The sequence below is a fragment of the Aeromonas sp. INTO2 genome, from assembly GCF_049860605.1.
Classification (GTDB): Bacteria; Pseudomonadota; Gammaproteobacteria; order Enterobacterales; family Aeromonadaceae; genus Aeromonas; species Aeromonas caviae.
In genome coordinates this window covers 2,420,836-2,445,202 of sequence record NZ_CP187588.1, presented here as the reverse complement: position 1 = coordinate 2,445,202, position 24,367 = coordinate 2,420,836, and the positions used below count along the sequence as shown (strand labels likewise).

Annotated in this window: 19 protein-coding genes, 2 pseudogenes and 1 riboswitch; of the genes and pseudogenes, 12 read left to right on the top strand and 9 right to left on the bottom strand. The window is 63.3% G+C overall.

Going from position 1 to position 24,367, the window contains the following annotated elements:
* The first annotated feature begins 73 nt into the window (after nucleotides 1-73).
* From ACPW74_RS11475 to ACPW74_RS11450, 6 genes are all read left to right on the top strand, one after another.
* Complete coding sequence (locus ACPW74_RS11475; protein WP_425858084.1) at nucleotides 74-1,864, top strand: M3 family oligoendopeptidase; 1,791 nt, start codon at nucleotides 74-76, stop codon at nucleotides 1,862-1,864.
* 78 nt (nucleotides 1,865-1,942) lie between these two features.
* The gene (locus ACPW74_RS11470; protein WP_425858083.1) at nucleotides 1,943-3,751 is read left to right on the top strand and encodes a M3 family oligoendopeptidase; all 1,809 of its coding nucleotides are present in this window, start codon (nucleotides 1,943-1,945) and stop codon (nucleotides 3,749-3,751) included.
* 184 nt (nucleotides 3,752-3,935) lie between these two features.
* Nucleotides 3,936-4,475, top strand: coding sequence for an alpha/beta hydrolase YcfP (ycfP, locus tag ACPW74_RS11465; RefSeq protein WP_005331594.1), 540 nt, complete (start codon nucleotides 3,936-3,938; stop codon nucleotides 4,473-4,475).
* 74 nt (nucleotides 4,476-4,549) lie between these two features.
* Nucleotides 4,550-5,842, top strand: a complete 1,293-nt coding sequence (locus ACPW74_RS11460) for an NAD(P)/FAD-dependent oxidoreductase (protein ID WP_041215407.1) — start codon at nucleotides 4,550-4,552, stop codon at nucleotides 5,840-5,842.
* A gap of 379 nt (nucleotides 5,843-6,221) precedes the next feature.
* Nucleotides 6,222-6,539, top strand: coding sequence for a heavy metal-binding domain-containing protein (locus tag ACPW74_RS11455; protein ID WP_124244354.1), 318 nt, complete (start codon nucleotides 6,222-6,224; stop codon nucleotides 6,537-6,539).
* A gap of 347 nt (nucleotides 6,540-6,886) precedes the next feature.
* Nucleotides 6,887-7,900 carry a S66 family peptidase gene (locus tag ACPW74_RS11450; protein WP_223929824.1) on the top strand — a complete coding sequence of 338 codons (1,014 nt, stop codon included), beginning with the start codon at nucleotides 6,887-6,889 and terminating at the stop codon, nucleotides 7,898-7,900.
* Between the two features lie 151 nt (nucleotides 7,901-8,051).
* On the opposite strand, the gene ACPW74_RS11445 is transcribed toward ACPW74_RS11450, so the two are convergent.
* Nucleotides 8,052-10,322: an LTA synthase family protein gene (locus ACPW74_RS11445; protein ID WP_425858080.1), complete on the bottom strand. Its 2,271-nt coding sequence runs from the start codon at nucleotides 10,320-10,322 to the stop codon at nucleotides 8,052-8,054.
* 251 nt (nucleotides 10,323-10,573) lie between these two features.
* Between ACPW74_RS11445 and ACPW74_RS11440 the strand changes: the two genes are divergently transcribed.
* Complete coding sequence (locus tag ACPW74_RS11440; RefSeq protein ID WP_182976512.1) at nucleotides 10,574-11,659, top strand: hypothetical protein; 1,086 nt, start codon at nucleotides 10,574-10,576, stop codon at nucleotides 11,657-11,659.
* Nucleotides 11,660-11,775: 116 nt separating this feature from the next.
* Here ACPW74_RS11440 and lysC read toward each other — a convergent pair whose 3' ends face one another.
* Both lysC and argA read right to left on the bottom strand, forming a co-directional pair.
* Nucleotides 11,776-13,128, bottom strand: a complete 1,353-nt coding sequence (gene lysC, locus ACPW74_RS11435) for a lysine-sensitive aspartokinase 3 (protein WP_010674363.1) — start codon at nucleotides 13,126-13,128, stop codon at nucleotides 11,776-11,778.
* Nucleotides 13,129-13,215: 87 nt separating this feature from the next.
* Nucleotides 13,216-13,440, bottom strand: a riboswitch (Lysine riboswitch).
* A gap of 109 nt (nucleotides 13,441-13,549) precedes the next feature.
* Nucleotides 13,550-14,878 carry an amino-acid N-acetyltransferase gene (argA, locus tag ACPW74_RS11430; protein WP_041215931.1) on the bottom strand — a complete coding sequence of 443 codons (1,329 nt, stop codon included), beginning with the start codon at nucleotides 14,876-14,878 and terminating at the stop codon, nucleotides 13,550-13,552.
* Between the two features lie 251 nt (nucleotides 14,879-15,129).
* On the opposite strand from argA, the gene msrA reads away from it, so the two are divergent.
* Entirely contained in the window at nucleotides 15,130-15,762 is a 633-nt protein-coding gene (msrA, locus tag ACPW74_RS11425; protein ID WP_010674365.1) for a peptide-methionine (S)-S-oxide reductase MsrA, read from the top strand.
* A gap of 303 nt (nucleotides 15,763-16,065) precedes the next feature.
* Here the strand turns inward: msrA and ACPW74_RS11420 are convergent, their stop codons facing one another.
* The 5 genes and pseudogenes from ACPW74_RS11420 to ACPW74_RS11400 form a co-directional block, all read right to left on the bottom strand.
* Nucleotides 16,066-16,401 carry a DUF3802 family protein gene (locus ACPW74_RS11420; protein ID WP_263308557.1) on the bottom strand — a complete coding sequence of 112 codons (336 nt, stop codon included), beginning with the start codon at nucleotides 16,399-16,401 and terminating at the stop codon, nucleotides 16,066-16,068.
* 60 nt (nucleotides 16,402-16,461) lie between these two features.
* A complete protein-coding gene (locus ACPW74_RS11415; protein ID WP_128274285.1) occupies nucleotides 16,462-16,941 on the bottom strand; it encodes a GNAT family N-acetyltransferase in 480 nt (159 codons plus the stop codon).
* 3 nt (nucleotides 16,942-16,944) lie between these two features.
* A pseudogene (locus tag ACPW74_RS11410) lies at nucleotides 16,945-17,097 on the bottom strand (MmcQ/YjbR family DNA-binding protein); the annotation flags it as partial.
* Nucleotides 17,098-17,196: 99 nt separating this feature from the next.
* Entirely contained in the window at nucleotides 17,197-18,135 is a 939-nt protein-coding gene (locus tag ACPW74_RS11405; protein WP_200163574.1) for an STM4504/CBY_0614 family protein, read from the bottom strand.
* Nucleotides 18,136-18,226: 91 nt separating this feature from the next.
* Nucleotides 18,227-18,451: pseudogene (locus tag ACPW74_RS11400) on the bottom strand (MmcQ/YjbR family DNA-binding protein); the annotation flags it as partial.
* Between the two features lie 106 nt (nucleotides 18,452-18,557).
* Between ACPW74_RS11400 and ACPW74_RS11395 the strand changes: the two are divergent.
* Nucleotides 18,558-19,352, top strand: coding sequence for an alpha/beta fold hydrolase (locus ACPW74_RS11395; RefSeq protein WP_010674369.1), 795 nt, complete (start codon nucleotides 18,558-18,560; stop codon nucleotides 19,350-19,352).
* A gap of 15 nt (nucleotides 19,353-19,367) precedes the next feature.
* On the opposite strand, the gene ACPW74_RS11390 is transcribed toward ACPW74_RS11395, so the two are convergent.
* Nucleotides 19,368-20,345: a LysR family transcriptional regulator gene (locus ACPW74_RS11390; protein WP_080767962.1), complete on the bottom strand. Its 978-nt coding sequence runs from the start codon at nucleotides 20,343-20,345 to the stop codon at nucleotides 19,368-19,370.
* 61 nt (nucleotides 20,346-20,406) lie between these two features.
* On the opposite strand from ACPW74_RS11390, the gene ACPW74_RS11385 reads away from it, so the two are divergent.
* The 3 genes from ACPW74_RS11385 to ACPW74_RS11375 are packed head-to-tail and all read left to right on the top strand — an operon-like array spanning nucleotide 20,407 to nucleotide 24,367.
* Nucleotides 20,407-22,104 carry an L-lactate permease gene (locus tag ACPW74_RS11385; protein WP_425858076.1) on the top strand — a complete coding sequence of 566 codons (1,698 nt, stop codon included), beginning with the start codon at nucleotides 20,407-20,409 and terminating at the stop codon, nucleotides 22,102-22,104.
* 12 nt (nucleotides 22,105-22,116) lie between these two features.
* Entirely contained in the window at nucleotides 22,117-22,938 is an 822-nt protein-coding gene (locus ACPW74_RS11380) for a (Fe-S)-binding protein (RefSeq protein ID WP_081332092.1), read from the top strand.
* The gene (locus ACPW74_RS11375) at nucleotides 22,931-24,367 is read left to right on the top strand and encodes a LutB/LldF family L-lactate oxidation iron-sulfur protein (RefSeq protein WP_323923158.1); all 1,437 of its coding nucleotides are present in this window, start codon (nucleotides 22,931-22,933) and stop codon (nucleotides 24,365-24,367) included. Before ACPW74_RS11380 ends, ACPW74_RS11375 begins: the two co-directional genes overlap by 8 nt.

The window sequence follows — 24,367 nt, the reverse complement described above, 5'->3', positions numbered from 1 at the left end:
TTCGTACTATCCGGTTTCACCCGCCCGCAGAGGCGGGGTGACCCGATATGGACGCAAACAGACAAGGACAACCATGAAACCACCCGTTTGGCGAGATGATCACATCTATGCCGCCCCCGACGATCCTGCCATCGAGGCCGCCTTCCAGGAGGCTGCCCGCGCCCTTACCCGGCTTGACGCCCTCCTGGCGGACCTGCCGGATCCCGCCCATCCCGTTGCGGATGCCAATGCCCTGCGCCACCTGTTGCGGGCCATCCGCCGCGAGGCCAACGGGGTGAAGACCCTGGCCTGGAACAGCCAGGTCTATGGTTACAACCGGCTGAGCCAGAACGGGCGCGACGAGGAGGCCCGGGTACTGCTCTCCCGGGGCCAGCAGCTGGAGGCGACCCTGGCCCAGCGCAGCAAGCCGGTGGACCTGTTCTGGGTTCGCGCCCCCGAGTCACTGGTGCGCACCCTGCTGCAAGACCCCGAGCTCTTCGAGCTGGCCTACCAGATCCATCACGACAGGGCGCAGCAGGAGCAGTGGCTTTCGCTCGAGAGCGAGCAGCTCATCGAGGGGCTGGCGGTGGACGGCCTGCAGGGATGGGGGGATCTCTACGACAACCTGGTGGGGCGGCTGCTGCCGGTGGTGGAGGGGGTGCCCATGGGGCTTGCCCAGGCGGATAACCTGCTCGCCCACCCGGACAGGGCGCGGCGCGCCAGTGCCTGGCACGCCATCCAGGGCGCCTGGGAGGCGGAGCAGGAGACGGTGGCCGCCATTCTCAACGCCATCAACGGCTGGCGCAACGAGCTCGGCCGCCAGCGCGGCAAGGTGCGCAGGCTGGATGCCCTTGAGGTCACCTGCCATCAGGAGCACATCACGGGCGCGACCCTGGAGACCCTGATGGCGGCGGCCGGGGAGCACAGGGAGCTCGGGCGCCGCGCCTTGAGGGCCATGGCCTGTGCCCAGCAGATCACCGACTTCGCCCCCTGGGATCTCTTTGCCCCGGCGCCTCAGGCCGTGCACGGCAAGTTCGGCTTCGAGCAGGCGCTGAATCTGGTGATGGAGGCTTTTGCCGCCTTCGATCCCGAGATGGGGGCGTTTGTCCGCATGATGGCCGACAAGGGGTGGATCGATGCGGCCCCGAGCGAGCACAGGCGAAGCGGCGCCTATTGCACCGAGTATGCCGATCCGCCCGAGCCAAGGGTCTTCCTCACCTTCGAGGGGACCATGGACAACGTCATCACCCTGGCCCATGAGCTCGGCCACGCCTGGCACAGCTGGTTGCTGCGGGATCTTCCCTTCGAACAGCGGGGCTACCCCAAGACGCTGGCGGAGACCGCCTCCCTCTTTGCCGAGATCCTGGTGCGCGATGCCCTGCTGGCCGCCACCGATAAGGTGGAGCAGCGCCGGGCCATCGCCTGGTTGGACGGGGAGCGGGCCGCGAGCCTGCTTCTCGACATCCCCGCCCGCTTTGCCTTCGAGCGCGCTCTGGTGACGGCGCGGGAGGCGGGTTACGTGGGGGCGAGCCAGATGCGGGAGATGATGAAATCGGCGCAGCAGCAGTGCTATGGTGACGCCCTCAGCCAGTATGACGAGCTGTTCTGGGCCAGCAAGGGCCACTTCTCCATCGCCGAGTCCGGGTTCTACAACTACCCCTATCTGTTTGGCTATCTCTTCAGCCTGGGGCTCTATGCCCAGCATGCGCGGGCCGGGGGCGAGTTTGTGCCCGCCTATCGCGCCCTGCTGCGAGATACCGGCCGCATGAGCGCCGAGGCGCTGGTGGAGAAGCACCTGGGGGTCGACATCCGCAAACCCGGGTTCTGGCAGGAGAGCCTGCGCTATGTGGAAGAGGCGGTGGTGCGCCTCGAGCGGCTGGTGTGATGCCTGCCCGCGAAGGTGGTGGCTCTGGCCACCTGGATTTCACGACGGGCCAGGCCCGTCCCTGACGATGAGCGTTCGATGCAACAACGAGTCTATCCACAGCAGTGGCAAAATGATCACATCTACCCCTCCCTCGACAGCTGTGTCCTCGAGGCGGACATGAGCCTGGCCCGCGCCAGCCTGGCCGAGCTGAGCGGTTTTATCGAGGGACTGGCCCAGGTTCCGCTCACCCCAGGCGCCTTGCAGGACTTCCTGAGGGAGGTACGCCTGCGGGCCCGGCGCATTCGCGACATCGGCTGGAACATCGCCGTGCTGGCCGCCTGCAAGGGGAGCCAGGACGCCCGGGATCCCCTCGCCAAGCAGGTTGCCTCCCGGGCCCGTGCCCTCAATGCGGATCTGTTCAAGACGCTTGCCCCCATCGAAGATCTGATGCTGGGGCTGCCTGCGCCCGAATTTGAGCAGCTGATGGCCGACCCCCTGCTCGGGGAGGAGGGGTACCGGCTGCGCCACGAGCGTCGCCTGCAGGATCAGCGGCTGCCGGTGGAGGCGGAGCAGCTGGTCATCGGCCTTGGCACCGACGGCCTGCACGCCTGGGGCAACCTCTACAACGATCTGGTGGGCAAGATAAGACTGGTGATCGCGGGTCGCGAGATGGGGCTGGCGGAGGCGAGCAACCTGCTCTCCAGCCCGGATCGGGCCCTGCGCAAAGAGGCCTTTGATGCCATCAGCGCCGGCTGGGAAGGGGAGCAGGAGACGGTGGCTGCCATCCTCAACGCCCTCAACGGCTGGCGCCTGGAGCTCTCGCGCCAGCGCGGCAAACACCGGCGCCTCGATGCCCTGGATCTCTCCTGCCACCAGAGCCACATCGAGCGGGCGACTCTGGATACCCTGATGGCGGAGACCTGGCAGGCCCGCCATCTGGGCCAGCGGGCCCTGGGGCTGATGGCCGGTCACCTCGGCCTCGAGGTGCTGGGGCCGGAGGATCTCTTTGCACCGCCCCCTGCCGCCAGCCGCCGGGAGATCCCCTTCGAGGAAGCGGTCGACATCATCGCCCTGGCCTTCGCGCGCTTTGACCCCGAGATGGGGGACTTTGCCCGCATGATGGCCGAGCGCGGCTGGATTGATGCCGCCCCCACCCCCAACCGGCGCACCGGGGCCTATTGCACCAAGTTTGCCGAGCCGGTGGAGCAGCGGGTCTTCATCACCTATGCGGGCACCATGGACAACGTCATCACGCTGGCCCACGAGCTCGGTCACGCCTGGCACAACTGGCTCATCCGCGACTTGCCCATGAGCCAGCGCAGCTACCCCATGACGCTCGCGGAGACCGCCTCCATCTTCGCCGAGACCCTGGTGCGCAGCGCCCTCTACGAGCAGGCCCGAAGCGCCGAGGAGCGTCTGGCCATCGCCTGGGCGGATGCCGATGGCGCCGCCACCTTCCTGGTCAACATCCCGGCCCGCTTTGACTTCGAGCAGGCTCTGGTGGCCGAGCGTGCGCAGGGCTATGTTTCCTCGGCCCGGCTCAAGGCGCTCACCGACGAGGCCTGGGGGCGCTGGTATGAGAAGAGCCTTGGCCGCTATCACCCTCTGTTCTGGGCCGCCAAGGCGCACTTCTCCATCGCGGGCTTCGGTTTTTACAACTATCCCTACCTCTTTGGCTATCTGTTCAGCCTCGGGGTCTATCAGCAACTGATAAGCCGTCAGGCCGCGGGTGAGCAGGATGTGGCCGAGGCCTATCGCGCCCTGCTGCGAGACACCGGTCGCATGAGCGCCGAAGAACTGGTCGAACGGCATTTGGGGCAGGACATTCGAAAACCCGCCTTCTGGCAGGGGAGCCTGGCCCTGGTGGAAGCGGCGGTGGCGCGCTTCGCCCAGTGCGGCAGTTAACCTCGCCAGACCCGGTTTGCGCCATGTCCCGCCGGGGCATGGCGCTGCCACAGCGGCCCCGACGCGCGGTTTGGTGGCCCGAAGGGGCGTGATCCAAAGCAAGAAAGTGGGATGTTTTGGTGGCGCAAGGCCCTGTCGCTGGGGTAGTTTCGATAGAACCGACACAGTTTTTGAGGTCTTGTCCATGATCATCTATCTGCATGGCTTTGATGCCACCAGCCCCGGCAATCATGAAAAAGTGCTGCAGTTGCAGTTTATCGATGATGATGTGCGTTTCGTGCACTACAGCACGGTTCACCCCCGCCACGACATGAGCCACCTGCTCAAGGAAGTGAAGAAGCAGCTCGACATGAGCACCGATCCCAAACCCCTCATCTGCGGCGTGGGCCTGGGTGGCTACTGGAGCGAGCGGATCGGGTTTCTGTGCGGCATCAAGCAGGTGGTCTTCAACCCCAACCTGCACCCGGAAGAGAACATGCAGGGCAAGATCGACAGGCCGGAGGAGTACGAGGACATCGGCACCAAGTGTGTAACCGAATTTCGTAATAAAAATTCAGGAAACTGCCTGTGCATCCTTTCCGTTCAGGATGAAATCCGCGATAATCGGGACACTGAACGTGAATTGAAGAACTATTACGACATCGTATGGGATGAGCGCGAGACCCATAAGTTCAAGAACATCTCGCACCATCTGCAACGGATGAAGGCCTTCAAAGAAGCCTGAGCCATCACGTCAACCGATTTCGTTTTAGGGAGCCAATGGCTCCCTTTCGTTTTGAGGAACCAAGGAAAATCATCATGATGAATATTGTCGTTGTAGGCGGTGGCGCCGGTGGTCTCGAGCTTGCGACCAGCCTGGGCCGCAAGCTGGGCAAGAAGAACAAGGCCAGGATCACCCTGGTGGATCGCAATCGCACCCACCTGTGGAAACCCCTGCTGCACGAAGTGGCCACCGGCTCCATGGATGCGGGCATCGACGCCCTGAGCTACCAGTCCCACGCCAAGAACCACGGCTTCGAATTCCAGCTCGGCAGCCTGACCGACATCAAGCGCGACGAGAAACGCATCGTGCTGGCGCCGATCCACGACGAGAGCGGCGCCCTGGTGGTCAACGAGCGGGAAGTGGCTTACGACATCCTGGTGATGGCCATCGGCTCCGTCTCCAACGACTTCAACACCAAGGGCATCAAGGATCACTGCATCTTCCTGGACAGCCCCTCCCAGGCGCACCGCTTCTACAACAGCATGATGAACCGCTTCCTGCAGTTCGCCACCGAATACCAGCCCGGTGACAAGGTGAAGATCGCCATCGTTGGCGGCGGCGCCACCGGCGTCGAGCTCTCTGCCGAGCTCTACAACGCGGTGGAGCAGCTCTACGCCTATGGCTTCAAGAACCTCACCACCGACAGTCTCAAGGTGACCCTGGTGGAAGCGGGCCCCCGCATCCTGCCGGCCCTGCCGGAGCGCATCAGCGGCTCCGCCCATCAGGAGCTGGTGAAGCTGGGCGTGGACGTGCGCACCGCCACCATGATCACCGAAGCGACCGCCGAAGGTCTACACACCAAGGATGGGGAGCTGATTGAAGCAGACCTCATGGTGTGGGCCGCGGGCATCAAGGCGCCGGACTTCATGAAGGAGATCGCGGGCCTGGAAACCAACCGCATCAACCAGCTGGTGGTCCACGAGACCCTGCAGACCACCCGGGACGAGAACATCTTCGTCATCGGCGACTGCGCCGCCTGCCCGCAGCCGGACGGCAAGTTCGTGCCGCCCCGCGCCCAGTCCGCCCACCAGATGGCGACCCAGGCGTTCAAGAACATCCTGGCCAAGATGAACGGCGGCGAGATGAAGCCCTACCGCTATCACGATCACGGCTCCCTGGTCTCCTTGAGCCGCTTCTCCACCGTGGGCAGCCTGATGGGCAACCTGATGCGGGGCTCCATGATGGTGGAGGGCTACATCGCGCGCCTGGTCTACATCTCCCTCTACCGGATGCACCAGGTCGCCCTGCACGGCTACATCAAGACCGGCCTCATCATGCTGGTGGGCCGTATCAACCGGGTGCTGCGCCCGAGCATGAAGCTGCACTGAGTGCATGGCGGCTGCCGCTGCGAACATCAAAAAAGGAGAGGCTTGCCTCTCCTTTTTTTATGGCCGACGCGGAGCGACGCTAGAAACGTCTGCCGTAGTTGAGGGCGAAGAAGTAGAGGGCCGGTGCAGCTGCCGTCGTGTCTGCATCATCAAGGCCCCGCTTTCATCGTGGCCGGAAGCCCTCTCCCCAGCACCGGTGCCCAAGGTCGCTGTGCGGGGGAAAGTGGCACGACACAGGCCGTATGGATGGCACCTTGATGAACCTGGCGGGCGCTGTGCTTGAAGCCCCTGGCCACGCCGGGCTTATGCTTTGGCCAACACCTTGCTACCATGACGGCAACGGTGTTTCGCGCACCCAGCCCAACTCACAGGAGACCTCATGATCCTCTCAACCACCCCCACCCTGGAAGGCAAGACCATTCGCGAGTACCGCGGCATCGTCGTGGGCGAAGCCATCCTCGGCGCCAACATCTTCAAGGATCTGTTCGCCGGCATCCGCGACATCATCGGCGGTCGCTCCGGCGCCTACGAAAAAGAGCTGGCCCGGGCCCGGGAGATCGCCTTCGAGGAGCTCAAGGAGCGTGCCCAGGCGCTGGGGGCCAACGCCGTGGTGGGCATCGACATCGACTACGAGGTGGTGGGCCAGAACGGCAGCATGCTGATGGTCAGCATCAGCGGCACCGCCGTGGTGGTGTGAGCCTGCGCTCACGCCGTTAGAAGCCAATGCCCAAGCCGATCGCGAGATCGGCTTTTTTATTGGGGAACGGCGGCGGGATATCGTCGGGAGAGGCGGGAACTGACCTCGCGGCCATGTATCAGCGCGTGATAGGCACCTTAAAGCCGGGAAAAGGGCGCGATCTGTGTTGTCATTGTTCAGTCTTTATGTGCATGTAGCGAGAGTCATTTAATTTTTCTAAACAAAAACGAGCACTGTGAGTGTGATTCTTCGCCCTTGTCGGGCGTTCAAAGGCCGCAGTAGGATGCAGTCTGGCGCCGGGATCGCATCTCCCGGCGGCGTTCAACTCATATGGCAGGGCTGCATCCATGACCTTACTCAAACCGCCGGGGCTCAACCCCGGCGACACCATAGGTTTCTTCTCTCCCTCCAGCGCGGCCACCGCCTGGGCGCCGAACCGCTTTGCTTGCGCCAAGGCTTATCTGGCGGCGCAGGGCTTCGAACTCAAGGCGGGCAGCCTGACCGGCGAACAGGATCACTGGCGCTCCGGCTCCATCGCGGCGCGGGCTGACGAACTCAATGCCCTCATTCGCGATCCGCAAGTGCGAGCAATCATGTCGGTGATTGGCGGCAGCAACTCCAACTCCCTGCTGCCCTACCTCGATTTTGATGCGCTGAAGCGGGATCCCAAGATAGTCATCGGCTACTCCGACGTAACGGCCCTGCTGCTCGGCATTTATGCCCAGACCGGCCTCGTGACCTTCTATGGCCCGGCGCTGGTGGCTTCCTTTGGCGAGCTCTCGCCGCTGGTGGACGAGACCCTGGTCGGCTTCCTGTCCGTTTGCATGGCCGGTGGTGCCAGCCTGCCCCACCGGTTGCCGACTCCGACGCAATGGACCGAGGAGCGGCTCGACTGGGAGCATCAGACCCGGGCCAAGCAGTGCTGGCCAAACCGGCTGATCTCGGTGGGCACTGGCCGGGTGCGGGGTCGGCTCATTGGCGGCAACCTCAATACCCTGGCGGGGATCTGGGGTTCCCCCTATATGCCGTCCATCGAGCGGGGAGACATTCTGCTGCTGGAAGACAGCCTCAAAACCGCCGAAACGGTGGAGCGCGCCTTCACCCACCTCAAGCTGTGCGGGGTGTTTGATCGCATCGGTGCCCTGGTGCTCGGCAAGCACGAGCTGTTCGACAGCCAGGGCAGCGGCAGGCGGCCCCTCGACATCCTGCTGGAGGTCGTGGGGGAGCCGACCTTCCCCATTCTGGCGGAGTATGACTGTGCCCACACCCACCCCATGCTGACCTTGCCCCTTGGTATCGAGGCCGAACTGGATCTCGATGCCCAGAGCCTCACCCTGTGCGAGTCCTGGCTTGGGGAGTGAGTCACTGCACTGCCTGCCATAGTTGCATCGGCACATAGACAAAGAGGCCGCCCGGGCGACCTCTTTTTCGTCTGCTAGTTCGCTGCGGATCAGGGCAGGGCATCGGCCCGGAAGGTGTTGCAAGGATCTGTGTCCCTCGTGTCTCAATCGATCAGGGCAATGCATCGGGCCGGAAGCTGGCGCGGATCTGCGGCACCAGGGGTGAGGGGTCGAAGCCTTTCTCCTCCCCGAGCACCGGGTGGAGCAGGGGTTGGTCCCGGATGGGGGTGAGGTCCCCCGCCAGCAGCTGCCTTGTTGCCTGGCCCATCTGGTAGAGCTGGCGCACCGGGTCGAACTGGCGGGCGAGATCCAGCCCGTCCCCGGCCCGGGTGAAGGCCATCATGGGGATCTGGTAGCTGGCATCCCGTGGCGGTTTGGCGCCGTGGATGCCCTTGCCGGCCGACATCAGGAAGGGCTGGTGGTCCCCGAAGGCCACCACCAGGTAGCGCTTGCCGGAGCTGTCCAGGGTCTTGAGCAGCCGCTCCAGGGAGGCCATGGCATCCACCACCCCGGTGTAGTAGGTGTTGAGCAACTGGGTATCCGCCGGGCTCTGATCCGGGCAGGCGCCGCTGCGCTGCTGGGCCCGGTAGCGATCCCCGTCGAAGGGGCCGTGCCCCTGCATGGTGACCGCGTAGGCGAACAGGGGCTGATCGTCCTGGTTGCTGCGTTTGAGCAGGTGATCGATGAGGGCATCGTCGGAGATGTAGAGCCCCTTGTGCTCGAGGGCGGTGAAGCGGGTATCGAACCAGCGCTCCTCATAGCCGAGGGCCGGGATCGCCTTGGCGCGGCCCCAGAACTTCTCCACATAGGGGTGGGCGAACAGGGTCTGGTAGCCGCTCTGGGCTGCGCTGCGCGCAAGGCCGGGCACCTTGTCCGAGAGGTAGTAGTAGGGCACCACCCCCTGTTTGAGCAGGCCCACCGGCAGGCCGGTGTTCATCTCGAACTCCGCCAGTACCGTCATGCCCCCCGTGGTGGGGGAGTGGATGGTCTTGCGCCATTGGGCCACGCTGGCGGGCAGGCTCAAGGTGGGGGCGGGGGCGCAGAGACGGCCCTGCCAGTCAAGCCAGAGTGACTCGTATTGCAGCACGATCACCAGATCGAAGCGGGGAGCCCTGGGCTGGGCGGGCAGGCTCAGCTCCGGGGTGCGCTCGTTGATCTGCAAGGGGTAGCGAAACACGTTGCCGCTTTGCAGCATCTCGTCCACCAGGTTGAACAGGTAGAGGCCGGGGCCGGCGCGGATGATGTCCCTGTGGTAGTTCACCGCCCTGTCCACGTAGCGGATGTTGGCCCCGAGCAGCTTGTTGCCGGTCTGGGTGGCGAACACGCAGAGGGCGAAGAAGGCGGCGGTGGCGGCGGCGGTGCGCAGCAAGCCCCGCAGGATCCAGCGAGAGAGGGCGAAGCGCCACACCAGAAAGAGGAGCCCCAGCACGACGAGCACCGGCACCACAGGGTGCTGATCGAGCAGGATGTGCAGCAGGGCCAGCAGGTTGCCCAGATCGTCCCCCCCCAGCGGCACCCCGTAGATGGCGATCTTCATGAAGTTGGCGAGTAGCCCGATGCCCGAGAGGGCGGTGAAGAGCAGCCCCATATAGAGGCTGAAGCCCGCGAGGGCGCAGAGGCTCCAGCCCAGCACCATGCTGCCCCAGGCGAGGTAGTAGTGCTCTGGCCGAAAGCCCGACCAGAACAGGAATTCCCCCAGCTTGAACACCACGAAGCCGTGCAGCAGCACGAAGGTGAGGTTGCCGAGCAGCAGGCTGCCTGCCACCCGGGCGCGGTAGCTTCGGCGCAGCCGCGGCAGCAGGGCCTTGAGCACGGCGGCGCTCACCAGCAGCACCAGCAGCAGGCTGGTCATCAGGTAGAGGAGGTTGAAACCGCGCTCCGGCAGGGTCTGGAGGATCTGGCTGTATTCGACGCTCTCCGGCCTGTCTGCCAGCAGCAGCCCGATGCGCAGCTGGTAGCGGCTGTCCAGGGCGTCGTCGGGGGCGCGCAGGGCGCTGTTGAGGCTCAGGGTGCAGCGCTCCTTGCGGCACTTCTGGCGCTTGTCCACCGCCTGGCTCAGCTGATCGATGCGTACCCCTTTGTCGTTGAGCAGCTCCACCCGTACCTTGTCCCCCTCCTGCAGGGGTTTGAGCAGTTGCCACTGGCTGCGCACCACCAGATAGAAGCCCCGGTTGTCACTTTTGTAGAGCAGGCTGTAGCGATTGAGGGTCGCGATGGGCTGATCCGCCGGGCCCAGAATGAGGGGGGCGGCACGCCCGAGCCAGCTGACGGGGTTGAGCAGCGGCAGGGCGAGGGTCAGCAGCAGCAGGGCGGTCAGCAGACCCAGCAACAGCCCGGCCAGGGGCTGGGAGGCGGGGCGGTGGCCGGTGACGGGGGCATTCATAAGGGCTCATCCTTGGAGCGGTCATGGCAGCGACGACTGCCTCTATTTTGACCCGATGGTGCGTGGCTTGTTCCTTGATGTCAATTTAATGACAACAAGATGAATATTCCGTGATGAGCACAGTGAAGCAATTTGTGATCCCGATCCGCCAGGGGCACTCATTCTGTGATGAAAGCGTCATCATGAGCCTTTGCTGCTGGTCTGGGAGGGGGGCGCTGTTTAGTCTCTCAGTAACGGTTGGAGGTACATGTATGAATCCCAAAGTTGCGGCGCGTCAGGCCAGATTGCTCCAGATGCTGGAGAGCAAAGAAGAGATCCGGATCGGGCGGGAGCGGGACTGCCCCCTGCCGCTGCCCCAGCTCGTCCGGCTGACCGAGGATCACCCGGACGTCGTCAAGGTCTACGGTCACGGGCTCACCGCCGAGGTGTTCCATCTCAAGGTGGAGGGGCACCACTGGTGCCTGAAACGCTGCCGCCAGGACTCTCTGGTGGCCAATGTGGACGGCAAGACCGCCTTTCTCACCGAGCTGGAGCGGCGTCGGGAGATAGAGAGCCTGCGGGAGCTGCACCCCACCATCCTCTCCAACGTGGTCTGCACCAGTTTCGGCTCCGCCCGGGCCGGGGTGCTGGTCTCCCCCTGGCTGCGGGGGGAGCCGGTGCGCACGCTCTGCGAGCGCAACCTGGCGCAGATGCTGGCGGTGGAGGCGGAGCTGGCCCGCTGGGGCTGGTTTGACTGGGATCCGAGCCCGGGCAACCTGCTGGATGACGGCCAGCATATCTCGGTGTTCGATTTTGGCTACATGTGGCCCTTCGATCCCCTGCACGAGTTCAATTCCAACGGCCTCACCGATCCCGACTTCCATGTGCCTGAGCGGCTGGAAACCCGCACCCTCTCCGGGCTCTGGCTGGACGAGGCGGATCCCTTGCCGCTGTTTCGCCGCTGGCGCGAGCTCTGCCTCGCCTGGGCCAGGGGAGAGTTGCAATACCTGTCGCGGGAGGGGGCGAGCGCCCCCGTGCTGGCGCGGATGCAGGGACTGGTGGGGGAGTGGAGTGCGGCGCTGGCAAGCGACGAGGCGCTGGCGGCCAACTGGTGGCGCGACATGTACCGCAGCCATCGGCTCGACATCCTGGACGATCTCAGCGGCAAGAGCTGCGGCCCGCTCACCCTGCGCCGCCTCGACTGGCTGGAGCAGGCGGTACGGGAGCACTTCCCGGCCCTGGTGGACAATCTGGCCCCTGACGAAGCGGGGCTCGGTCAGGCCGGGTTGCTGCAACGGCTGGGAGGGCTGCGCGAGCAGATCCGGGCCAATCTGCTGCCCACCCGGGCCACCAGCTGATGGTGGAAGAAGAGTGACAAGAGGGGCGCCGCGGCGCCCCTCTTTGCTGAGTGGGGAAGGCCGCCCCGGGTGTGATGGGGCGGAGGAGGCTTGTGGTGTGCCAGCGCCGGGGCGACTCAGTCGAGCAGTTCCCGGTGCAGGCAGTTGACGATGTGGCCCGCCTCGTCCTCTTTGACCAGGAAGCAGAGGTTGTGGGCGCTGGCGCCGTAGCAGATCATCCGGATGTTGTGCTCGCGGATGGCGTCGAACACCTGGCTGCCCACCCCGGCCGCCTCGCTCATGCGGTTGCCGATGAGCGCCACCAGGGCGAAGCCGGTCTCCACTTCCACCTTGCACAGCTGGCCGAGCTCCGCCAGCACCTTGTCGTTCAGGATGGGTTCGCCGTTGCTCTGGCTGCCGGTGTGATCCAGGGTCAGGGAGACGCTCACCTCGGAGGTGGTGATGAGATCCACCGAGATGCGGTGACGGGCCAGGATGCCGAACACCTCGGCCAGGAAGCCGTAGGCGTGGAACATGTTGAGGCTGTGCAGGGTCACCAGCACCTGCTGGCGGCGCAGGGCCACGGCCCGGAACAGCGGGTTGCTGCGGGTGGTGGCGCGGATCCAGGTGCCACCGGCGGCGGGGTCCTTGGCGGAGCCCACGAACACCGGGATGTCCTGGCGCAGCGCGGGTTGCAGGGTGGCCGGGTGCAGCACCTTGGCGCCGAAGGTGGCCATCTCCGCCGCCTCCACGAAGCTGATTTCGGGGATGGGGCGGGCGCGGGTGACCAGGCGGGGATCCGTGGTGTAGATGCCGGGCACGTCGGTCCAGATCTCGATGCTGCCTGCGTCCAGGGCCTCGGCCAGGAGGGCCGCGCTGTAGTCGGAGCCGCCACGGCCGAGGGTGGTGGTGCGGCCATCGCCGTCGGCACCGATGAAGCCCTGGGTGATGACCAGGCTGTCACCCAGCAACGGACCCACCGCCTGCTGGCAGAGGGCGCGGGTCGCCGCGAGATCCACGGTGGCCTTGCCAAAGCGGCTGTCGGTGCGCAGCAGTTGGCGCGCATCCTGCCACTGGGCCTTGACCCCGCGCTGGTGCAGGAGTTCGGTGAAGAGACGGGTGGACATCAGCTCGCCGCAGGCGATGAGGCGATCGGCGAGTTCGGCGTCGGTGTGCTGACTGGCCTGGCGGGCCATGGTGCGAATGTCGCCGAGCTGGGCATGGATGAGGGCGCTCACGTCGCTCGGGTTGCCAAGGGCGGCCAGAATGGCCAGCTGGATGTCGGCAAGCCTGGCAAGCTGGGCATCCTGTCCGGCTTCGTCCAGTTCACCCTGAGCCAGGCTCACCAGCAGGTTGGTGACGCCGGCGCTGGCGCTCAGCACCACCACCCGGGTCGCCGGATTGGCCAGCACCACGTCGGCGCAGTGGTTCATGGCCGCGGCATTGGCGACGCTGGTTCCGCCAAACTTGGCGACATTGATCGGGTTCATTGCATACTCCTGTCTCAAGGTGAAAATCCGGTTTCATCGGGCAAATAGAGAGGAGGAGGCAAAAAATGGCAGGAAAACGCGAGGATCCCGGCCAGAAGCACTCCACCTGCAGAGCCCATCCCGTACCGGCCCCAAGTGGGGCGCGGTGTGGGATGACCACTACCGATGACAACCCGGGGGATTCAGCCCCCGCAGCCGACGTGGCGGTGTCCAGTCACTCGCCTCGTCTCGGCGCTGCTCCCCCTGACCCAAGTTCACCGGACACTGGTGTCCTCCCCTGGGCTGCCTGGGCAGCGCTCCTCTTCTGGTGCCACCTGTGACAGGTGGCGTGCATGTACAAATACCTTGGTCTGGATTGCACTGTCAATCGAGTTCGTAAAAAAGAACAAAATTGACGGTAACCAGGCACAAGATCAATCAGTTACGAAATGGTCTTGGACAAAACCTTGGAGCGACGCTGCCAGTTGTAGAAGCGCTGGCGCTCCACCGGCAGATCTTCGACTTCCAGGGGATCGAAGCCCCGCTCCCGGAACCAGTGGATGGAGCGGGTGGTGAGCACGAACAGGCGACGGATGCCGAGCCGCTTGGCCCGCTCGGCCACCTTGGCGATCAGGGTGTCTCCCCGGTTGGAGTTGCGATACTCCGGGTGGATGGCGACGCAGGCCATCTCGGCCATGGCTTCTTCCATGAAGCAGTAGAGCGCCGCACAGCCGATGATGAGGCCGTCCCGCTCGATGATGGTGAACTTGTCTATCTCCATCTCCAGCTGCTCCCGGGAGCGGCGCACCAGGATCCCTTCCTCCTCCAGAGGACGGATGAGATCCAGGATGCCGCCGATGTCCTCAATGGTGGCGGCCCGGGCCCGCTCGGCGCTTTCGCGCACGATCTGGGTACCCAGCCCCTCGCGGCTGAACAGCTCCTGCAGCATGGCGCCGTCGTCCTGATAGCTCACCAGGTGGGAGCGGGGCACGCCACCCCGGCAGGAGGCGATGGCCGCGCGCAGGTAGCGGGCGGTGCCTGACATCTCTTCCCCCGCTTGCTCCAGCGCCACCAGCAGCTCTTCGGCCTGCTCGGGGAAGAGCTCGGAGATAGCCTCCCCGTGCCTGTCCATTACCCCCTGGGTGCTGCTGAAGCAGATGAGCTTGTCGGCTTTGAGATCCACCGCCACCCGGCGGGCTACCTCTTCCGAGCTCAGGTTGAAGCTCTCGCCGGTGACCGAGCAGCCGATGGGTGAGATGAGCACCAGGCCGTGCTGATCCAGCTGGCGGGTGATCCCCTCCACATCGATGCGACGCACCCGGCCGCTGTGGCAGAAGTCGATGCCGTCATCCACACCCAGCGGCTGGGCGGTGACGAAGTTGCCGCTCACCACGCTGATGCGGGCCCCCTGCATGGGGGTGTTGGCGAGGCCCATGGAGAGCTGGGCGGTGATGTCGTATTGCAGACCCCCGCACACCTGCTTGATGATGGCGAAACTGGCATCGTCGGTGACCCGGATCCGCTTGTGATACTGGGCCTGGATGCCGGCGCGGGCCAGGGCCTCGTCATTTTGCGGACGCGAACCAAACACCAGTACCAGACGGATCCCCAAGGTCTGCAGCAGGGCGATGTCGCTGACGATGTTGGCGAAATTGGGGTGACAAATGGCTTCCCCGCCGATCATCAGGACGAAGGTGGCACCCCGGTGCACATTGACATAAGGGGTGGATTGCCGAAAGGCATGGACCAGGCTGGGTTCGCGTTCACGCACGTGTTTCATTCCATAAAAAAGCAGCAATTCGCCCAATATATGAAAATAAATTCACAAATCAAGACTAAATATCGATTTGGTGTTTTTTTGTCGCCATTTTGACCAGTGCGGGCGGGGAGGGGAAGACGCAGGCGAGGGCGGGAGGGTCGCCCCGGGGTCGCTCCCTGGTTGATCCGGGCTAATAACCTGATATCTTCGGTGTTCCTTTTCGTCAGCCGCATTGCGCGGGGTTTTATACAAGGACAGGGCAAATGGAGCAGATTATTTCACCGGCAGAGGCGCTGCCGGGACGGCGGGAAGCGCTGGAGATTGGCCAGGTGCACGCAGTAAACGGCCACCCGACCCAGGGGCCCTGGCCCGAGGGGATGGAGCTTGCCTGGTTCGGCATGGGCTGTTTCTGGGGGGTGGAGCGTCTGTTCTGGCAGCAGCCCGGGGTCTATTCCACCGCCGCCGGGTATCAGGGGGGGCTGACCCCCAATCCCACCTACAAGGAGGTGTGCAGCGGCCTGACCGGCCACGCCGAGACGGTGCAGGTGGTGTTCGATCCCAAGGTCATCAGCTATGGGGATCTCGTCAAGTTGTTCTGGGAACACCATGATCCGGCTCAGGGGATGCGCCAGGGTGGCGACATCGGCACCCAGTATCGCTCCGTCATCTTCGTCGGGGACGACACCCAGGAGGCGATTGCCCAGCAGAGCCTGGCCGCCTACCAGCAGGCCATGACGGCGAGCGGTGACGGGCGCACCATCACCACCCGCATCCTGCCGCTGGCCCCCTTCTACTATGCCGAGGATTATCACCAGCAATATCTGGAGAAGAATCCCGAGGGGTATTGCGGTCTGGGGGGCATCGGCGTCTGCCTGCCTCCCAGCCTGAATCGCTGAGGCGTCATTGCATACCACGGGGGCCATCAGGCCCCCGTGTCATTGTGATGAAAAATAATTGAAAAAAATGCGTCAGGTGGGGAACTAAACTGAACCCTGGCTGACCAACAGGGTAGCGACCACGGATGGTTGCCAAGACCAGACACATTTTTTTGCCCCGAAATTCATTACTCTGACAAGCGCGATGAATTGACAATGCTAGCAAGCAGGGCTGCCCGATGAGGCGGCCCTTTTCATTGGGCGTCCCACCTCACTCCTCGCCTCATTGCATCTCGTCCCCTTGCCGTCACGGCAGGGATGGGGTCAGCTGATGGTGCTGTCGAACAGGTTCTTGATGAGGTCGATGAACTCGATGAGGAAGGCTTGCTGGGCTTCGCTGGGGGCGGACAACCAGACGGCGGAGAGCACCTCTTCCAGATCGGCGACCACGGCATCGGCCTCCTGCATGATCAGGAAGCGCACCTTGGGGTCGAGCTGGGGGTTCTGCTCGCAGATGGCCATCAGGTTGCCGGCCACCCGGCTGCTCACCAGATCCTCGATGGTCTGGGCGCCCCCGCCTTGTTGCTGGCTCTCGAACAGACCCAGACTCTCTACCAGATACTCGATCAGCGCAATGTAACCGTCGCTCTCTACCACCATGATGGCTGCCCTTTCTTCATTGCCTTGGGGAAATGGTGCGTATTTTAGTGGCTGAACCCGTCATGGCAAGCGGCAGTGGAGCCGATGGCGGATAAATTGGACACCGCCGCGCTCCACCGTCTCCAATCCAGTCAGCAGGAAGCCGTGACGCAGGAAGAGAGCGAGGCTGAAGGCGCTCGCCTCCGTGGTGAGGCTGCCAAGCCCCATCTGGCTGGCGGCTGCCAGCACCCGCTCCAGCAGCAGGGTGCCGAGCCCCTGGCGAGGATGATCCGCGCTCACGTAGAGCAGGCTGAGATGACCGTCATCGCTCAGGGTGGCAAAGCCAAGGGGCACATCGTCTTGCTCGATGACCCAGCCATGGTGCTCGCGCAACTGGCTGGCAAGCCCCGGGTGATGGGCCCCCCTGGCCCACTGCTCCACCTGCTCCGGGCTGTAGTGTGCAGGCCCCAGGCGGCGTACCGACTGCTCGAACAGATCCAGCAGCCTTGGTATGTGCGCCTCCTCGAGGGGGACGATGCGAGAAGAAGAAAGAGACGGCATGGGTCAACCCTCCCTGATGGTCGAGCGGGGGGCCTGGGGCCGCTTCGCCCTGGGCAGACCCGCCACCACCCGCTCATAGGAGTGGACTATCCAGCCCTGCCAGAGATCGTCAGACAGGCCTTCACTCAGGGTCACCGTGTTCCAGTGCTGCTTGTTAGATTGTAAGGACACAAAACACCATAACTTATTGATACATATAATTAAAAGCATTGTGTCAATTACACGAGTCTTATTGCTGGGGCTAAAATGGTTTTCCTACACATGAGCCTCGTCTGATTTAGCCAAAAAAAGTAGATTCGTTGCTGTTAGATGAATCATGTAACTGACAAGATGTTCTGGCACCTCTATCACTTCATGTCCTTGTCCATGACCAGCAGTTTTATTCCTAATTGTAGGTACACCACATTCTAAAATTTTACCAACTTGCATAAGCTGATCTTGCTGAAAAGAAGGGAATAGACCTTTTTCGACACATGACAGGATTAACTTGTTCGCTGTATCTTTATGCTTGTCATAAGCCCACCCACGTTTTTCATGGATTGCTTTCAACATGCTTTCAAATGACTTACCACAATTAAGGATCGCGTCCTTGAATTTCTGGTGTCTGTAATGCTCATGAGCCAACATGAACTCGTCCAGAGCGCCAGCATAAGCTGAATCAGAACTGAGAAGAGTAAGAGTTGGTTTAACTACCTCTGAATGAACAAACTGCGAATCAACTCTAATAATCGTTAGGTTGTCTGGGTCAAGTTGATAGCCGACAGCATTCTCTCTGAACCGGATGTTGATTTCTTCGATTGTATTAGGTAGGTCCAATCCTGAAAAATAGCCCCTTTCTTGATAGTCTTGAGTAAATGTGAAGATCAACTCAAGTACATCAAGAAAATGGTCTGTTTCCGCACATCGCTTAGCGTATGAAATAAGAATTTGAGATTTTTCGCTTCTATTACAATACGTATCAAAATCACGACCATCATAATCTAGATAATCCTCACCATACTCAGTAGTTAGGATTTCATAAATCGCCTCACATATGCGATTCATTTGCAATGAAGAATTGTAATTGAAAAATGAGTTATAAATCTTGCAGACTTGAACTCTTAACTTGGACGGTATGTCTTCATACTGATAAACATCATTGAACTCACCGCGAAGACGCTTCTGTCGTTTTGAATAGATCTCATAAACCGCCATAGTAAGTTCCTAACTGATTAATCAACATAAGGATTTTACCACTTAGGCGCTGTATGACTACTCAAAAATGACGTGTAGATTTGCACTGTAACTTGTTCATGTGCCAGCCCGGTTTCACCTCGGGGTGGATCTCCCGCAGCAGCAGGGCGAGCTCGGGTTCGCACTTCAGGTTGATGGAGAGGGGCTCCGCCTGCCAGTCCACCAGGGCAAACATCTTGCCGGCGATGCGGTAGACCAGGATCTCCGGGCCGAAGGGGGTGTCCTCGGTGGCGCCGGGCTGGCTGAGCAAAAATTCACGCAATTGAACGAGGGTCATGGGGACTCCAGGCTGGTCCGATCATGGTGGAAGCATGTTCACCGGGGTGAGCCTTCTGTTAATATGCGCGCCGAGTATACCCCCCATCACCCCGGGAGCCCATGAGATGTTGTACCACAAGACCTTTGAACTGGGTCCCGATCGGGATTGGGTGGTGTTCGTGCACGGTGCGGGCGGCAGCTCCTCCATCTGGTTCAAGCAGTTGCGGGCCTACCGGGAGCACTTCAACGTGCTGCTGCTGGACCTTCGCGGTCACGGCCAGTCCAACCAGCTGCAGCAGGTGGTAAAGGGGCACTACAGCTTTCGGGCCGTGACCGAAGACATCCTGCGCCTGCTGGATCACCTGCGCATCCCCCACGCCCATTTTGTCGGCATCTCCCTTGGCACCATCCTCATCCGCCACCTGGCGGAGCTTCGCCCCGAGCGAGTCAAGAGCATGGTGCTCGGCGGTGCCATCCTGCGTCTCGACATCCGCTCCCGGGTGCTGGTGCAGCTTGGCCGCCTCGGCCAGCACTTCCTGCCCTACATGTGGCTCTACCGCCTGTTCGCCTTCATCATCATGCCGCGCCAGCACCATCAGGAGTCCCGCAACCTCTTCGTGCGCGAGGCTCGCAAGCTCTGCCAGAAGGAGTTCAAGCGCTGGTTCCGTCTCGCCACCGAGGTGAACCCCCTGATGCGCTACTTTCGCGAGCGGGCCCTGCCCATTCCCACCCTCTACGTGATGGGGGAGGAGGATCACATGTTCCTCGCCCCGGTGCGCGAGCAGGTGGCCCGCGACCCTTACAGCCGCCTCGAAATCATCGAAAAGTGCGGCCACGTCTGCAACGTGGAGCAGCCGGATCACTTCAACCGCCAGTCCCTGGCGTTTCTCTCACGTCAGGCGGCGTCATCCGCCCTCTGAGGCCCGACAAGGGCCTCAGATGAAGTAGTGGCCAATCTCCAGATAGCGCTGGCGGATGTGCTCGATGAGCAGCCTTATCTTGCGCGGCGGCTGGCGGGTGAAGGGGTAGACGGCGTAGATGCCGAGCTTCTTGCCCACCTGATCGGGGAAGAGATCCACCAGCTCGCCGTTCATCAGATCGTGATAGACCAGACAGCGCGGCACATAGACGATGCCGCGCCCCCCCAGCGCCGCCTTGCGCAGGGCACCGGCGTTGTCGGTTGAAAAGCTCCCCGACACCGACACCAGATAGTTGCCCTCTTCCCCCTTGAAGGCCCACTCCGAGGCCCCCGTGCTCTGGTAGGCGTAGCGCAGGCAGTTGTGGGTGAGCAAATCCGACGGCTCCCGCGGCGCCCCGAAGCGGCGCACATAGGCGGGGGCGGCGCAGATGACCCACTGGGAGTCGAGAATGTGGCGGGCAATCAGGCTCGAGTCATCCAGATAGCCGGTGCGAATGACCAGATCGAACCCCTCTTCCACCAGGTTGACGAAGCGGTTGTCCAGGGACATCTCCACCGTGAGCCCCGGGTGCTGCTGGCAAAAATCGGCTACCGCATCGGCGAGCAAGAGCTCGCCGGAGATGGTGGGCACCGACATCCGCACATGACCGCTCACCTTTTCACCAAATCCCGCCACCGCGTCGAAGGCGTCCAGTGCGGCGGCCTTCACATTTTTGGCACCCTGATAGAGCGCCTTGCCCGCCTCGCTCAGGGTGAGCCGGCGGGTGGTGCGATAGAGGAGCTGCACCCCGAGCTCCTCTTCAAGACGCCCGATCCGCTTGCTAACCACTGAATTTGTCAGGGAATTTTGTTCAGCCACCTTGCTGAAGGAGCCGGCCTCCACCACCTGGGCGAAGAGGATGAGGTCGTCGGTACTGGCCATATTGATCAACTTTTGGAACGAATGTTGTTCATTATTTCCATATATCGCGAAAAAGGAACAGGGTAAGGTCACGTCCGCTTAACAAAACAACAACAAGGTGCGCCTCTGCACCCCTCTGGACAAGGACGCAATGATGACAGACACCCTGCTGGCCCTGGTGGCCTTCTCGCCGATCCTGGTGGCCGTCGTGCTGCTGGTCGGCCTCAACTGGCCCGCCAAGCGCGCCATGCCCGTCGCCTTCCTGTTGACCGTGTTCATCGCCCTGTGGGGCTGGCAGATGAGCCCGACCCGGGTCTTCGCCTCCACCCTGCAGGGGCTGGTGATCACGGTGACCGTGCTCTGGATCGTGTTCGGCGCCATCCTGATGCTCAACACCCTCAAACACACCGGTGCCATCACCGCCATTCGCGGCGGTTTCACCAACATCTCGCCGGACAGGCGCATCCAGGCCATCATCATCGCCTGGTGCTTCGGCGCCTTTATCGAAGGGGCCTCGGGTTTTGGCACCCCGGCCGCCATCGCCGCGCCGCTGCTGGTGGCCATCGGCTTCCCGGCGCTCGCTGCCGTGCTGCTCGGCATGATGATCCAGTCCACCCCGGTGTCGTTCGGCGCGGTGGGCACCCCCATCCTGGTGGGCATCAACAAGGGGCTGGATAACCAGGCCATCGGCCAGACCCTGAGCGCCGGTGGCAGCAGCTGGGACATCTACCTGCAACAGGTGACCACCAACGTGGCTCTCATTCACGCCACCGTCGGCACCCTGATGCCGGTGCTGATGGTGATGATGCTGACCCGCTTCTTTGGCCGCAACCGCAGCTGGACCGAGGGGCTCTCCATCCTGCCGTTTGCGATTTTCGCCGGGCTCGCTTTCACCGTCCCCTATGCCCTCACCGGCATGCTGCTCGGCCCCGAGTTCCCGTCCCTCATCGGCGGTCTGGTGGGGCTGGCCCTGGTGGTGACGGCGGCGCGAGCCGGTTTTCTGGTGCCCAAGAACTCCTGGGATTTCGCCCCCGAGAACGAGTGGCCCGCCGAGTGGCTGGGCTCCTTGAAGCTCGATCTCAAAGAGGCCGCCGGTCGCCCCATGTCGCTCATGCTGGCCTGGCTCCCCTATGTGGCGCTGGCGCTCCTGCTGGTGGCGAGCCGGGTGAGCCCGGAGTTCAAGGCAAGCCTGTTGTCGGTGAGCCTCGCCTTCACCGACCTTTTGGGGGAGAAGGGGGTCAGCGCCTCCATTGAGCCGCTCTACCTGCCGGGGGGCCTGCTGGTGCTCTGCGCCCTGCTCGCTACCTGGCTGCAATCGCGCTCCCTCGCCCCCTTCGGGCGGGCACTGGGGGAGTCCAGCCGCACCCTGATCGGCGCCGGCTTCGTGCTGATTTTCACCGTGCCCATGGTGCGCATCTTCATCAATTCCGGTGTCAACGGGGCGGATCTCGCCAGCATGCCGGTGACCACGGCGAATTTTGCCGCCGGGCTGGTGGGGGAGTTCTTCCCGGCCCTCAGCGCCACCATCGGCGCGCTGGGGGCCTTTATCGCCGGCTCCAACACGGTGTCGAACATGATGTTCAGCCAGTTCCAGTTTGAGGTGGCCCAGACCCTGGGGGTCTCCACCGCCGCCATGCTGGCGTTGCAGGCCGTGGGCGCGGCGGCCGGCAACATGATTGCCATTCACAACGTGGTGGCGGCGTCGGCCACCGTGGGGCTGCTCGGCCGTGAGGGGGCGACGCTGCGCAAGACCGCGCTGCCGACCCTCTACTACCTGCTGGTCACCGGCCTTATCGGGCTGGCGCTCATGTACAGCTTCCACATCTCGGACGCACTGCTGCAGCTCAAGTAAGGAGAGCAAGTGATGAAGGTAATGCGGGTCTACCCGGCCAAGCCGGCCGATGTCTATCTCTACGCCACCTGTCTGGTGGACCTGTTCGACCCGGTGGCGGGGCTCGATGCCATCGCCCTGATCGAGCGGGAAGGGATAAGGGTGCACTTTGTCGAGAAACAGACCTGCTGCGGGCAGCCGGCCTACACCTCGGGTCACGAGGAGGAGGCGCGCAAGGTGGCGCAAAGCCAGATGGCGCTCTTCCCCGAGCCCTGGCCGGTGGTGGTGCTGTCGGGCTCCTGCGGCGGCATGATGCACCACCACTACCGCCGCCTCTTCCCCGAGAGCCCCAAGGTGGCCGATTTTTGCGATCGGGTGTTCGAGCTCACCGAGTTTCTGGCCCGGGTCTGCCGGGTGCGCTGGCACGGGGTGGGGGAGGCGAGCATCGTCATGCACACCTCCTGCTCGGCCCGGCGCGAGATGCAGGTACACACCACGGCCCGCAGCCTGCTGGGGCAGCTCGATGGCGTCACCTTGCATGAACAGGCCTACGAGAGCGAGTGCTGCGGCTTTGGCGGCACCTTCTCGGTGCGTCACCCCCACATCAGCCAGGCCATGGTGGAGGACAAGACCCGCCACCTGCTGGCCACCGGCGCCGACACCCTGGTGAGCGCCGATTGGGGGTGCCTCTTGAACATCAAGGGATCCCTGGCCTATCAGGGCAGGATCTTGCCTGCCACCCATCTGGCGAGCTTCCTGCTCGCCCACAGCCGCCCCGACAGTGACGAAATAGCTCATAACGGCGCCGCTGTTAGCGATTTGGCTCATACCAAAGAGGCCCAGCCCCATGTCTGATCACGCCAAGTATTCGCCGCGACGCTTCCATCCCCAGGCCGAGGCGGCCCTGGCCGACCCCGTGCTGCGCCAGAATTTTCGCGGTGCCATGGATTACCTGCGCGCCAAGCGCCGGGATGCCTTCGCAGACCCGGCCGAAGAAGCGGCGGTGCGCGATGCGGCGGAGCAAATCCGCCAGCGCTGTCTCTCGCGTCTGCCGGACCTGCTGGAGCAGCTCGAAGCCAACTGTGAGCGCAACGGCATCCGGGTGCACTGGGCCCAGACGCCGGCCGAGGCCAACGCCATCATCCTTCGCATCGCCCAACAACACGGGGTGAGCAGCATCGTCAAGGGCAAGTCCATGGTGAGCGAGGAGGTGGGGTTCAACCACGAGATGGCGCGCCACGGCATCCGCTGCCTTGAGAGCGACATGGGGGAGTTTATCGTCCAGCTCGACGGCGACACCCCGTCCCACATCATCATGCCCGCCATCCACAAGAACAAGCAGGAGGTGAGCGACACCTTCGCAAGCAACCTGGAAGGCTTCACCCCCACCACGGACGTGGACGCCCTGATCCAGACCGGGCGGCGGGCCCTGCGCGAAGAGTTTCGCCGCGCCGGCATGGGGCTCTCCGGCGTCAACTTTGCGGTGGCCGAGACCGGCAGCCTGTGTCTGGTGGAGAACGAGGGCAACGGGCGCATGTGCACTACTGTGCCGAAAGTGCACGTGGCCATCACCGGCATCGAGAAGGTGGTGGAATTTTTCAGCGACGTGCCGCCCCTCTACAGCGCCCTGACCCGCTCGGCCACCGGTCAGGCCATCACCACCTACTTCAACGTCATCAGCGGCCCGCGCCGGGCAGGGGAGCTGGACGGCCCGGACGAGGTGCACCTGGTGCTGCTCGACAACGGCCGCAGCCAGGCTTATCGGGACGAAGAGCTGCGCAAGACATTGCAGTGCATCCGCTGCGGCGCCTGCATGAACCACTGCCCGGTCTACACCCGCATCGGCGGCCACGCCTACGGCACCATCTACCCGGGCCCCATCGGCAAAATCATCTCCCCCCACCTGCTGGGGCTGGAGAGCACCAGCGATCTGGTGACCGCATCGAGCCTGTGCGGTGCCTGCGGCGAGGTGTGCCCGGTGCGCATCCCCATTCCCGACATGTTGCAGCGCCTGCGCCGGGAGGCCAAGCACGACGCACAGCCCGGTCACGAACCGCTGGCGGGGCAGGGGGCGGCCAGGAGCCGGCTCGAGACCCTCGCCATGCAGGGCTTTGCCTTCGCCGCCACCCACCCGCGCCTCTACCACGCCGCAACCGGGGTGGCCGGTCGCTTGCGGGGCTTGATGCCCAAACACCTGGGCCCCTGGACCCAGTGCCGCGAAGCTCCCAAACCCGCCCCCCAGAGCCTGCACGCCCTGTTGCGCCAGAAGAAGAAGGAGTCCTGA